An 11,811-nucleotide genomic window follows, 5' to 3' on the forward strand; every position below is an offset into this window, starting at 1 on the left:
GCGACGGACCAACAAGAGTCCGGCAACGGGGAGCAGACGGGAGCTGAGGATGGGACCGCGGGTCAGCACGGGCATATTGGCCGAGCGCCTCACCGCCATGATCGGTACGCGCGCGAGCGTGGCGCGCGGCGTGCTCGATCAGCATGGGCAGAGCGAGTCGCACTATCAGAGCCTGCCGCCCGATATCGTCGTCTTCCCCGAGACGACCCAAGAAGTGGTCGAGATCGTCAAGCTATGCGCAAGCGCGGGCATGCCGATCGTCCCGTTCGGCGCCGGAACCTCGCTCGAAGGCAATGCCGCCTCGGTCGCCGGCGGCGTCTGCTTCGACTTCGCGCGCATGAACAAGGTGCTGGCGGTGCACGACAGCGACATGGATGTCGTGGTGCAACCGGGCATCACGCGCAAACAATTGAACGCAGAACTTCGCAACACCGGCCTGTTCTTCCCGATCGATCCCGGCGCCGACGCCTCGATCGGCGGCATGACATCGACGCGCGCCTCCGGCACGATGGCGGTGCGCTACGGCACCATGAAGGACAATGTCATGGCGCTAGAGGTGGTGCTGGCCGACGGCCGCGTGATCCGCACCGCCCGGCGTGCGCGGAAATCGGCGGCCGGCTACGACCTGACACGCATGTTCGTCGGCGCGGAGGGCACGCTCGGCGCCATCACCGAGATCACGCTGAAGGTGCACCCCGTGCCGCAGGCGATTTCGGCCGCGGTCTGCAGCTTCGACACCCTGCACGATGCGGTGGACACTGCGATCTCCGTGATCCAGTCCGCGATCCCCGTGGCCCGCATCGAGCTGCTCGACGACGTCATGATGCGCGGCATCAATGCCTACGCCAAGCTCGGCTATCGCGAGGCACCTACCCTGTTCTTCGAATTCCACGGCTCGGAAGTCTCCGTCACCGAGCAGGCCGAGGCGGCGCAGGCCATCGCCGCCGACCATGGTGGCCACGGCTTTGCCTGGGCCAAGGCGCAGGAAGACCGCAGCCGGCTCTGGCACGCCCGCGACAACACGCTCTATGCCGGCCTCGGCCTGCGACCCGGCGCGCGCGCAATGATCACCGACGTTTGCGTGCCGATCTCGCGCCTGGCGGAATGCCTCACCGAAACGCGGCGCGATGCGGACAAGCATGGCTTTACCGCGCCGATCGTCGGCCATGTCGGCGACGGCAATTTCCACATGCTGATCCTGATCGATCCGACAAAGCCCGAGGAGATCGAAGGCGCCAAGGCGCTGCAGGCCCGCATGGTCGCCCGCGCCATCGCCATGGACGGCACCTGCACCGGCGAGCACGGCATCGGGCTCGGCAAGATCGATTATCTCTCCGATGAGCTCGGCGAGGCCGTCGATGTGATGCGGCAGATCAAGACCGCGCTCGATCCGAATGGTCTGATGAATCCCGGAAAGATCTTTGCGAGCGGAGCCAAGGTATGAGCGACGCGCTCCCGATCGAGGTCACCTCGCCTGTCCCGCTGCTCGAGCTGCGCGGCATCAGCAAGGAGTTTCCCGGCGTCAAGGCGCTGGACGACGTGTCCTTTGCCGTCTACCCCGGCGAAGTCCACATGCTGCTCGGCGAGAACGGCGCCGGCAAGTCGAGCCTGATGAAGGTGCTGTGCGGTGCCTACCGCGCCGACGCCGGCGAGTTCTATCACAAGGGCGAGAAGGTCGCGATCTCCTCGACCGCAGATGCGCAGAAGCTCGGCATTGCCGTCATCTTCCAGGAATTCTCGCTGGTCCCCTATCTCGATATCGCCCAGAACATCTTCCTCGGCCGGGAGCCGAAGGGCCGCATTCCCGGCACCATCGACCGCCGCAGGATTTTGGCCGACGCCAAGCGCGTGCTCGACACCATCGGCTTCGACATCGATCCCTCCACCACCGTCGACAAGCTCGGGGTGGCACAGCAGCAGATGGTCGAGATCGCAAAGGCGATCAGCCAGAACGCCCGCATCCTCGTGATGGACGAGCCGACAGCGGCGCTGTCCGACCGCGAGACCGAACTCTTGTTCGCTTTGATCGGGCGACTGAAGGCCGACGGCGTGTCGATCGTCTACATCTCGCACCGCATGGCCGAGGTGTTCGCGCTCGGTGACCGCATCACAGTGCTGCGCGACGGTCGCCGCATCGACGGTGTCCGGCCCGCCGACGTCACGCCGGACCAGCTCGTGCGCATGATGGTCGGCCGCAACGTCGACATGACCTATCCGCGTCATTTTGCCGACAAGCCCGGCGAGGTGTTGCTGGAGGTCAAGGGCCTGACCGCACCGACCGGCATCTCGGACATCAACATCGAGGTGCGGCGAGGCGAGATCGTGGGGCTGTGCGGGCTGGTCGGCTCCGGCCGCAGCGAGGTCGCACGCGCCATCTTCGGCGCCGATCCCGTGACATCGGGCGAGATCATCTTCGACGGCAAGACCATCTCCGGTGAACCCGACCTTGCCGCCCGCCGCGGCATCGCGCTGATCCCGGAGAGCCGCAAGAGCGAGGGTCTCGCGCTGCTGCGCTCGGTGAGCGACAATCTGGTGGTGTCGGCGCTGCGAAAGCTGTTTCCGAGCGGCCTGTTCGACCAGCGCAGTGCGCAGCGCACCGCCGACAGCCTGATCCGCCAGTTGAGGATCGCGACACCGAGTGCGCGACAGACCGTCGGCCTGCTCTCGGGGGGAAACCAGCAGAAGGTCGTGATCGGCAAATGGCTGGCTGCCGGCTCGAAACTCTTCATCTTCGACGAGCCGACGCGAGGCATCGATATCGGCGCCAAGTCGGAGATCTTTGCGCTGATCGACCGCCTCGTCGCGGAAGGTGCGGCTGCGCTGATGATCTCGTCCGAGCAGGTCGAGATCTGCCACGTCTGCGACCGCGCCTATGTGATGCGCGAGGGGCGCATCGCCGGACATCTGACACGCAGCGAATTGACGGAGGAGAACATCGTGCGACTGGGGATGCATCATGCGTGAAGCCGCGATCGTCTCGGAGCCCAATCCGCTGCAACGCATCCCCGGCGTTGCCATGGTGCTGGTGCTGCTGATCGCGCTGTTCAGCGTGATCGCGCCCGGCTTCCTGTCGGTCGCCAACCTCTCCAACGTGCTGGTGCAGTCGACCATCCTGACCATGCTCGCGCTGCCGATGACGCTGATCATCATGACGGAGGGGCTGGATCTGTCGATGGGCGCGGTGCTGACGCTGACCTCGCTCTGCGTCGCGATCGTGTCACTCGCCACGAAATCGATGTTGCTTGGCTTGGGAGTCGGCCTTCTGGTCGGCACCACCTTCGGCGTCGCCAATGGCTGGCTGGTCGCGATCCTGGGCATCCCGCCCTTCGTCGCGACGCTGGGCACGCTCGGCATGGCGCAGGGCCTGTCACTGATCGTGAGCGACGGCCAGAGCGTGGTCGGCATTCCTCACAGCGTGCGCGACATCTACTCGGCAACGCTTCTCGGCGTCCCCGTGCCGATCGTGATGGCGCTGGTGACCTATGCGGTGTTTCACGGCCTGCTCTATCACACCCGCTTCGGCACCTACATCTTCGCACTCGGCGGCAACCGCGAGGCGCTGCGCTACGCCGGTCTCTCTCCGAATAAGCTGCTGATCGCGGTCTACGCGATCGGCGGCGCCATGGCCGGCATTGCGGGCCTGTTGATGACCGCACGGATGAACTCCGGCCATCCCACCGCCGGCCTTGGCCTCGAATTCGATGCCATCGCGGCTGTCGCGGTCGGCGGCACTTCGTTCGAGCGCGGCAATGGCTGGCTGCTCGGCACGCTGCTCGGGGTCCTCTCCGTCGGCGTGTTGCGCAACGGTCTGAACCTGATCTCGCTGCCGTCCTCGGTGCAGGTCGCAAGCGTCGGCGTGCTCGTCATCGTCGCCCTGTTCCTCGACGGCCTCAGGAGCCGCGCATGACCGACATCACCAAGGGCACCGTCGCGCCGCCCCGCTCCTTCCTCTCGCAGGACGCGGTCCAGCTGTTCTACCGCCTGCTCGCGGCGCTCTTGATCTGCGCCGTGCTCGCCGTGCTCAGCGACTCCTTCCTGAGCCTCGGCAACATCCTCAACGTGCTCCGGCAGGCGAGCCTGACCTTCTTCATCGCCTCCGGCCTGACGCTGGTGGTGCTGACTGCCGGTCTCGACCTCTCCGTCGGCGCCAATGTCGCCCTGTCCGCCTGCATCGCCGGCACCGTGATCCACAAGACCGGCTCGCCGGCGCTCGGCATCCTCACCGGGCTTGCCTGCGGCGGCATTGTCGGATTTCTCAACGGCATCATGGTCACCGCGCTCCGCATCCCCTCCTTCATCGCCACCTACGGCATGCTCTGGGTGCTGAACGGCCTCACTTATTGGTACATGGCGGGCGAGACCCTGCACGGCTTCCCCGCCGGCTTCCGCCAGATCGGCAGCGGCTATCTGTTCGGCCTGCCCATCCCGGTCTATCTGCTGCTGGTGTTTCTCGGCATCGGAACGCTGTTCGCGCAGCGGACGATCTGGGGCCAGGAGATCTATGCGATCGGCGCCAATCCCGTTGCGGCCCGCCTCTCCGGCATTCCGGTCGCGCGGCGCCTGCTGCTGGTCTACGCGGTATCGGGCACCATGGCGGGACTCGCCTCGATCATCTTCCTGTCGCGGCTCAATTCGGCCGAGGCCGACATCGGCGAGAGCCTGACACTCCCGGCGATTGCGGCCGTGCTGATCGGCGGCACCTCGCTGTTCGGCGGTGTCGGCACCGTGTTCGGCACCTTCATCGGCGCACTGATCCTGACCTTGGTGCTGAACGGCATGAATTTGCTTTCGGTCAGCGCCAACTGGCAGCCGCTCGTCACTGGCGTCATCGTCATTCTCGCGGTCTGGCTCGACATGAAGACCCGCCGCCGCGCGCAATGAGTTCCTAGAGTTCCAACAAGCAAAATGAGGGATGGAGGCAACATGAAACGTAAACTGGGCTATATGGCGCTGCCGCTGCTGATGGCGGCCGGGTTCACCACTGGGGCGCGCGCCGATGGCGAGACCATCGCCGTCTTCACCAAGAACCAGACCAACCCGTTCTTCCAGACGGTGCGGGTCGGCGCCGACAACATGGCGAAGACGCTGAACGCGAAGACGCTGCAATACATCCCGACCAAGCCGGACTCGATCCCCGAGCAGCTCAGCCAGATCGAGGACGTCGTGGTGAAGAAGCCCAGCGCAATCGTCTTCACGCCTGTCGATTACAAGGCGATGGTGCCGGGCGTCGAGAAGATCAACGAAGCCAAGATCCCCGTCGTGAACATCACCGACCGCTCCGCGGGCGGCAAGTTCCTGTCCTTCGTCGGCGCCGACGATTACAGCCTTGGCCTCGAGACCGCGCGCTTCCTGCTCAAGACGCTCGGCGGCAAGGGCAACATCGTCATCATTGAGGGCGTCAAGGGCTCGCTGACCAATGTCGACCGCGTGCGCGGCTTCAATGATGCGCTGAAGGAGGTTCCGGGGGCCAAGCTGCTGGCCTCGCAGCCCGGCAATTACCAGCGGCTCCAGGCGCTCCAGGTGATGGAAAACCTGATGCAGTCGAATTCGCAGATCGACGGCGTGCTCGCCGCCAACGACGCCATGGCAGTCGGTGCGATCGAAGCGCTCGACGGCGCCAACCGAAAGGCGCAGGTGATCGGCATCAACGGCACCAAGGAGGCGATCGACGCGATCAAATCCGGCAAGCTGCTCGCAAGCGGCGACTACAATGGATTCGCACAAGGCTGCCTCGGCACCATGATGGCGATCCGCTCCTTGCGCAACCAGCCAGTCATCAGCGAGATCGTGCTGAAGCCGACCGTCATCACCAAGGACAATTACGGGCCGTTCGACGTGCCGCTGGAGCAGCGGACCTGCCCGACCTTCGAGGACGCCGGCAAGCTCAGCGCGAAGTAGTTCAGCCGATCGCGCCAAGTCCGGACGGCCGCAGCTAGCGGCCGTCCCAAGAACCGAAGCAAGAAACGGAGACAACGATGCTGTTCGCCATTCACGCTCTGGACCGCACCGGCGCGCTGCCGACGCGGCTTGCCAATTACGACGCCCACAAGGCCTTTCTGAGCGATACCTCGCGCTTCGGCGTCAAGATCGTGATGTCGGGGCCGCTTGTCTCCGACGACGGCGCGACCATGATCGGCAGCCTGTTCCTGATCGAGGCACCCGGCCGCGCCGAGGTCGAAGCTTTCAACCGCGCTGATCCCTTTGCCGCAGCCGGCATCTGGGAAAAGGTCACGATCACGGGCTTCCTGCGCCGGCAGGGTTGAGTCCTACGGCGGCTCTTCGAGATGACAGGCCACCCACTGCTCGGCTCCGGTGGAGCGCAACGTCGGCTCCTCGGTCCGGCAGCGGTCGAAAACGAAGGGGCAACGGGTGTGGAAGCGGCAGCCGCGCGGCGGATTGATCGGGCTCGGCACGTCGCCCCTAAGGATGATGGGATTGCGTTGGGCACCGGGCTCGGGCAGCGGCACCGCCGAAAGCAGCGCCTTGGTATAGGGGTGCCTTGGCGCGGCAAAGATCTCGCGGCGCGGGGCGACCTCCACGATCTTGCCGAGATACATCACCGCGACGCGATGAGTCATGTGCTCGACGATCGCGAGGTCGTGGCTGATGAACAAGAGCGCCAGGCCGAACTCGCGCTGGAGATCCTGCAACAGATTGACGATCTGCGCCTTGACCGAGACGTCGAGCGCTGAGACCGCCTCGTCGCACACGATCAGCTCGGGCTCGGCCGCAAGCGCACGCGCGATGCCAATGCGCTGGCGCTGGCCGCCGGAGAATTCGTGCGGCCTGCGGTTCAGCGCCTCGCGCGGCAGCCGCACGGTGTCCATGAGCGCGGTGACGCGGACCTCGAGGTCTTCGGCGGATTTGGCGAGACCGAAATTGCGGATCGGCTCGGCGAGAATATCGCGTACGCGCATGCGCGGATTGAGGCTCGAGAACGGATCCTGGAACACCACCTGCACGCGGCGGCGCATCTGGCGCATCGTGCTCGGATGTGCGTCGTCGATGCGCTGGCCATCGAGAATGACCTGGCCCGAGGTAATCTCGAACAGCCGCAGGATGGCGCGGCCGACCGTCGACTTGCCGCAGCCGGATTCGCCGACCAGCGACAGCGTCTCGCCGCGCGCGATCTCGAAGGAGACGCCGTCCACCGCATAGACGAATTCGGACTTGCGGCCGAACAGGCCGGTCTTCACCGGAAAATGCTTCTTGAGGTCGTTGACCTGGAGCAGCGGAGGGCTCATGCCGCGACGGCTCCCTTGGCGGCGTAATGACAGGCGGCGACGTGGCGCGGGCCCTTCTCCTCAAGCCCCGGCGCATATTGCCGGCAGAGATCGGTCGCAAGCGTACAGCGGCCGGCAAAGACACAGCCGATAATGGGCTTGCGCAAGTCAGGCACCTGGCCCGGGATCTCGGCGAGCCGCGTTGCAGACCCGGCGAGCGAGGAGCCTAGCTTCGGCACGGCGCCGAGCAGGCCTTGCGTATAGGGATGCCGCGGCGAGCGGAACAGCTCCGCGACCGGCGCCTCCTCGACCTTGCGGCCGGCATACATCACCATGACGCGTTCGGCGATCTCGGCGACGACGCCGAGATCGTGGGTGATCAGGATGATGGCGGCGCCCACCCGGCGCTTGAGGTCCAGCATCAGCTTGAGGATCTGTGCCTGGATCGTCACGTCGAGCGCGGTGGTCGGCTCGTCCGCAATCAGGAGCTTCGGATTGCAGGCGAGCGCGATGGCGATCATGACGCGCTGGCGCATGCCGCCCGACAGCTGGTGCGGGTATTCGCGCACGCGGCGCTTCGGTTCGGGAATGCCGACCAGCGTCAGCATCTCGATCGCGTGCGTCTCGGCGGCCTGCTTGTCGAGGCCCTGATGGATCATCAAGGTCTCGCGGATCTGGCGGCCGACGGTGAGGACCGGGTTCAGGCTCGTCATCGGTTCCTGAAAGATCATCGAGATGTCGTTGCCGCGGATCGCGCGCATCTCGCGATCGGACAGCTTGAGCAGATCCCTGCCGGCAAAACGGATGCTGCCTGCGATCCTGCCCGGCGGCTCCGGGATCAGCCGCATCAAGGACATCGACGTCACCGACTTGCCGCAGCCGGACTCGCCGACGATGGCGAGCGTCTCGCCCTCGTTGACATGGAAGGATACTCCGTCGACCGCACGGTTGATGCCGCCAGGGGTGCGGAAATGGGTCTGGAGGTTCTCGACTTCGAGCAGCGCCATCGCGATCAGCCTCGATCCATCAGAGGCAACATCACAGACTCTTGGCCATGCGCGGATCGAGCGCATCGCGAAGACCGTCGCCGAGCAAATTCACGGCGAGAACTGTGACGGACAGGAACGCCGCCGGGAAGAACACGATGTAGGGCTTCACCTGCCACAGCGCGCGGCCCTCGGCCATGATGTTGCCCCAGGACGGAATGGTGGGCGGCGTGCCGGCGCCGATGAAGGACAGGATCGCCTCGGTGATCATGGCGCTGGCGCAGATATAGGTCGCCTGCACCAGCATCGGCGCAACCGTGTTGGGCAGAATGTGACGCAGGATGATCATGGGCGTGCGCGTGCCGCAGGCGACCGCCGCGTCCACATAGGGCTGCTCGCGCAGCGACAGCACGACGCTGCGAACGAGGCGCGAAACGCGCGGGATTTCGGCGATGGTGATGGCCAGGATGACGTTGCCGACGCTGCCGCGCGTCAGCGCCATCAGCGCGATCGCGAGCAGGATCGGCGGAATGGACATCAAGCCATCCATGAACCGCATCAGGATGCCGTCGGCCCAGCGGATGAAGCCGGAGACCATGCCGATGGCGAGGCCAACGGCCGACGCGAAGATCGCGACCGACAGGCCGACCGTCAGCGAGACCCGCGCGCCGAACAGCACGCGTGAATAGATGTCGCGGCCGAGCACGTCTGTGCCGAACCAGAAATCGGCCGACGGCGCGCGGGTGCGCTTCGCAGGCGCCAGCGCGGTCGGGTCGACTGTTCCCACATAAGGCGCGAAGATCGCGATCAGAACCAGCGTCAGCAACAGCGCGCCGCCGATCGCAACGGTGGGATGGCCGCGCAGGAGACCGATGAGGCCGCGCCGGATCTTGACCGGCCGGAGGATCTCCGGCAATTGCCGCGCGAGGACGAGGCCGGTGGGAAACGATTGCTGGTTGAGGGTCGTATCGGTCAATAGCGGATCCTCGGGTCAACGAGCGTATAGACGACGTCGATCATCAGATTGACGAGGACGTAGACGAAGCTGAACAGCAGCACGATGCCCTGGATCACCGGATAGTCTCGGCGCAGGATCGCATCGATCGTCAGGCGCCCGAGGCCGGGGATCGCGAACACGCTCTCGGTCACGACAGCGCCGCCGATCAGGAGCGCGATGCCGATCCCGATGACGGTCACGATCGGCACCGCCGCGTTCTTCAGCGCGTGAATGAACAGGATGCCGCCCTGCCCGAGGCCCTTGGCCTTGGCGGTGCGGATATAGTCCTGCTGCAGCACTTCGAGCATGGCTGCACGGGTGATGCGCGCAACCAGCGCGATATAGACGCAGCCGAGCGCGATCGCCGGCAGGATCAGGTTTTCCAGCCACGGCCAGAAGCCGGAGCTGAGCGGCGTATAGCCCTGCACCGGCAGCCATTCCAGCTCGAGTGCGAAGATGTAGGCGAGCATGTAGCCGACCACGAAGACGGGCAGCGAGAATCCGAACACGGCAAAGCCCATGATGACGCGGTCGATCAGGCTGCCGGCCTTCCATGCCGCCACGACGCCGAGCGGCACCGCCACCACGATCGTGAGCAGCAGGGTGACGATCATCAGCGACAGCGTCGGTCCAAGACGTTGCCCGATCATCGCCGAGACCGGCAGGTTGGTGAAGATCGAGGTGCCGAGGTCGCCGTGCAGGATGCGCCAGACCCAGCCTCCGAACTGGACCAGGAACGGACGGTCGAGGCCGAGACTCTGCCGGATGCGCTCCACATCCTCCGGGCTCGCCTGGTCGCCCGCGATCACCACGGCCGGGTCACCCGGCGCGATATAGAGCAGGCTGAACACGAACAGCGCGACGATCGCCATGACTGGCAAGGTCGCGACGATGCGACGGAGGATGTAGGAGAGCATCTGGCCTCAGCGTACGATCATGCAGACTTCGACACGCCCCAGAAGAACGGTAGCGGCCCCTTGGTGATGCCGGAGACGTTCTTGCGCCACGCGGTGTAGCTCAGGAAGAAGCCGGTCGGCGCGTAGACGACGTCATCGAGCGCCGCCTTGTTGAGGCGACCGATGGCGGCCTTCTCCTCGTCGACGTTCTTGGCCTCGAACCAGGACGTGACCTCCTTCTCGGTGCCGGGGCTGTTCGGCCAGCCGAACCAGGCCTTGTCGCCATTGGCGCGAACGGCGGTGTAGGGAGCCGGATTGATGCAGTCCGCGCCCGCGTGCCAGGTGTGGAACATGTTCCAGCCGCCCTGCCCCGGCGGCGTCTTCTGCGCGCGGCGGGAGCCCACCGTGCCCCAGTCGGTGGCGACGAAGTCGACGTTCATGCCGAGCTTCTTCAAGAGGTCCGCAGTGACGTCGCCCTGCGCCTTGGTAATCGGCTGGTCCTGAGCCACGAGGCACGTCACCGGCTGGCCGGAATAGCCGCTCTCGGCGAGCAGCTTCTTGGCCGCATCGAAATCGCGCTTGCCCTTCAGGATCTCGCCGCCGACTTCGCTGTAGAGCGGCGTGTCCGGCGTGAAGAAGCCGGGCAACGGCTTCCACAACGCGGTGTCGTCGCCGACGATCGCGCGCATATAGTCTTCCTGGCTAAGCGCCATCAGCACCGCGCGCCGCGCCCGCACGTCGTTGAACGGCGCGAACAGATGATTCATGCGGAACGAGCCGATATTGCCGAGGGGATCGCCGATATCGACGCTGATGTTTTTGTTCTTCTTCAGGACCGGCACGAGGTCCGCAATCGGGTTTTCCCACCAATCGACCTCGCCGTTCTGCAAGGCAGCGGCTGCCGTGGCCGGATCCGGCATCACGATCCATTCGATGCGATCAAGCTGCATCTGCTTGCCGCCCGCGAGCCAGGATGCCTTCTCCTGCCGCGGCACATAGTCGGCGAACTTCTCGAACACGGCTTTTGCGCCGGGCACCCACTCGCCCTTCGCGAACTTCATCGGCCCGGAGCCGACATAGTCGGTGATCTGCTTGAACGGATCGGTCTGCGCGATGCGCTCCGGCATGATGAAGCCGCACGGCGAGTTGTTCTTGGCCAGCGCGTAGAGCATCTTCGGGAAGGGCTGCTTGAGGACCCATTTGAAGGTGCGATCGTCGACGGCCGTGAGCTCCTGCTGCAGCGCCTTGATCATCAGCCCCATCGGATCGCGAGCCGACCAGCGCGTCAGGCTTGCAACGACGTCCTTGCTCAGCACCGGCTCGCCGTCATGGAACTTGAGTCCCGGCCGCAGTTTGAACGTCCAGGTCGTGCCGTCGTCGGTCACTTCCTCGGACTCGACCATCTGCCGCTGCGGCTGCAGCGAGGAATCAATGCCGTAAAGCGTGTCCCAGACCATCGCGGCGGCATTGCGCACGACATATTGCGTGCCCCAGATCGGATCGAAATTGGCAAGATTGGCCTGCGGCACGAAACGCAGGGTCCGCGCGGACGCGCCTTGTGCGATCGCCGGGGCCGAGAGGCCGGTCAATGCCAGACCGCTCGCGCCAGCCAGTCCCTTCAATACGGTCCTGCGATCCATGAAGTCCTCCCAGTAATGCCGTGATGCCAGCTGTTCATTGGCAAAGGGCAAGTGAAACCGAACCCATTT

The 11,811-nt window shown here is 65.3% G+C and carries 11 protein-coding genes; 6 read left to right on the forward strand and 5 right to left on the reverse strand.

Annotation, left to right across the window (positions count from 1 at the left end; all coding sequences use genetic code 11):
* The first annotated feature begins 49 nt into the window (after positions 1-49).
* From ACVIIV_RS30725 to ACVIIV_RS30750, 6 genes are all read left to right on the forward strand, one after another.
* The gene (locus ACVIIV_RS30725) at positions 50-1,444 is read left to right on the forward strand and encodes an FAD-linked oxidase C-terminal domain-containing protein (protein ID WP_456747521.1); all 1,395 of its coding nucleotides are present in this window, start codon (positions 50-52) and stop codon (positions 1,442-1,444) included.
* Positions 1,441-2,964 (forward strand): sugar ABC transporter ATP-binding protein, encoded by a 1,524-nt coding sequence (locus ACVIIV_RS30730; RefSeq protein ID WP_456747522.1) that lies wholly within the window; start codon positions 1,441-1,443, stop codon positions 2,962-2,964. The genes ACVIIV_RS30725 and ACVIIV_RS30730 overlap by 4 nt, the downstream gene beginning before the upstream one ends.
* Positions 2,957-3,907, forward strand: a complete 951-nt coding sequence (locus ACVIIV_RS30735; RefSeq protein WP_456747523.1) for an ABC transporter permease — start codon at positions 2,957-2,959, stop codon at positions 3,905-3,907. The genes ACVIIV_RS30730 and ACVIIV_RS30735 overlap by 8 nt, the downstream gene beginning before the upstream one ends.
* Positions 3,904-4,881 (forward strand): ABC transporter permease, encoded by a 978-nt coding sequence (locus ACVIIV_RS30740; RefSeq protein ID WP_456747524.1) that lies wholly within the window; start codon positions 3,904-3,906, stop codon positions 4,879-4,881. The genes ACVIIV_RS30735 and ACVIIV_RS30740 overlap by 4 nt, the downstream gene beginning before the upstream one ends.
* A 42-nt stretch (positions 4,882-4,923) precedes the next feature.
* Entirely contained in the window at positions 4,924-5,898 is a 975-nt protein-coding gene (locus tag ACVIIV_RS30745) for a sugar ABC transporter substrate-binding protein (protein ID WP_456747525.1), read from the forward strand.
* A 77-nt stretch (positions 5,899-5,975) separates the two neighbouring features.
* Positions 5,976-6,263, forward strand: coding sequence for a YciI family protein (locus ACVIIV_RS30750; protein WP_071915427.1), 288 nt, complete (start codon positions 5,976-5,978; stop codon positions 6,261-6,263).
* Positions 6,264-6,266: 3 nt separating this feature from the next.
* Here ACVIIV_RS30750 and ACVIIV_RS30755 read toward each other — a convergent pair whose 3' ends face one another.
* Genes ACVIIV_RS30755 through ACVIIV_RS30775 form a run of 5 tightly spaced genes read right to left on the reverse strand, consistent with a single transcriptional unit; the run spans position 6,267 to position 11,742 of the window.
* A complete protein-coding gene (locus ACVIIV_RS30755; protein ID WP_456747526.1) occupies positions 6,267-7,244 on the reverse strand; it encodes an ABC transporter ATP-binding protein in 978 nt (325 codons plus the stop codon).
* Entirely contained in the window at positions 7,241-8,230 is a 990-nt protein-coding gene (locus tag ACVIIV_RS30760; RefSeq protein ID WP_456747527.1) for an ABC transporter ATP-binding protein, read from the reverse strand. Before ACVIIV_RS30760 ends, ACVIIV_RS30755 begins: the two co-directional genes overlap by 4 nt.
* A gap of 31 nt (positions 8,231-8,261) precedes the next feature.
* A complete protein-coding gene (locus ACVIIV_RS30765; RefSeq protein WP_456747528.1) occupies positions 8,262-9,185 on the reverse strand; it encodes an ABC transporter permease in 924 nt (307 codons plus the stop codon).
* Positions 9,182-10,123, reverse strand: coding sequence for an ABC transporter permease (locus ACVIIV_RS30770; protein ID WP_225128937.1), 942 nt, complete (start codon positions 10,121-10,123; stop codon positions 9,182-9,184). The genes ACVIIV_RS30765 and ACVIIV_RS30770 overlap by 4 nt, the downstream gene beginning before the upstream one ends.
* 17 nt (positions 10,124-10,140) lie before the next feature.
* Complete coding sequence (locus tag ACVIIV_RS30775) at positions 10,141-11,742, reverse strand: ABC transporter substrate-binding protein (RefSeq protein ID WP_456747529.1); 1,602 nt, start codon at positions 11,740-11,742, stop codon at positions 10,141-10,143.
* Between the last annotated feature and the right edge of the window lie 69 nt (positions 11,743-11,811).

The organism is Bradyrhizobium sp. USDA 4354, from assembly GCF_054060315.1.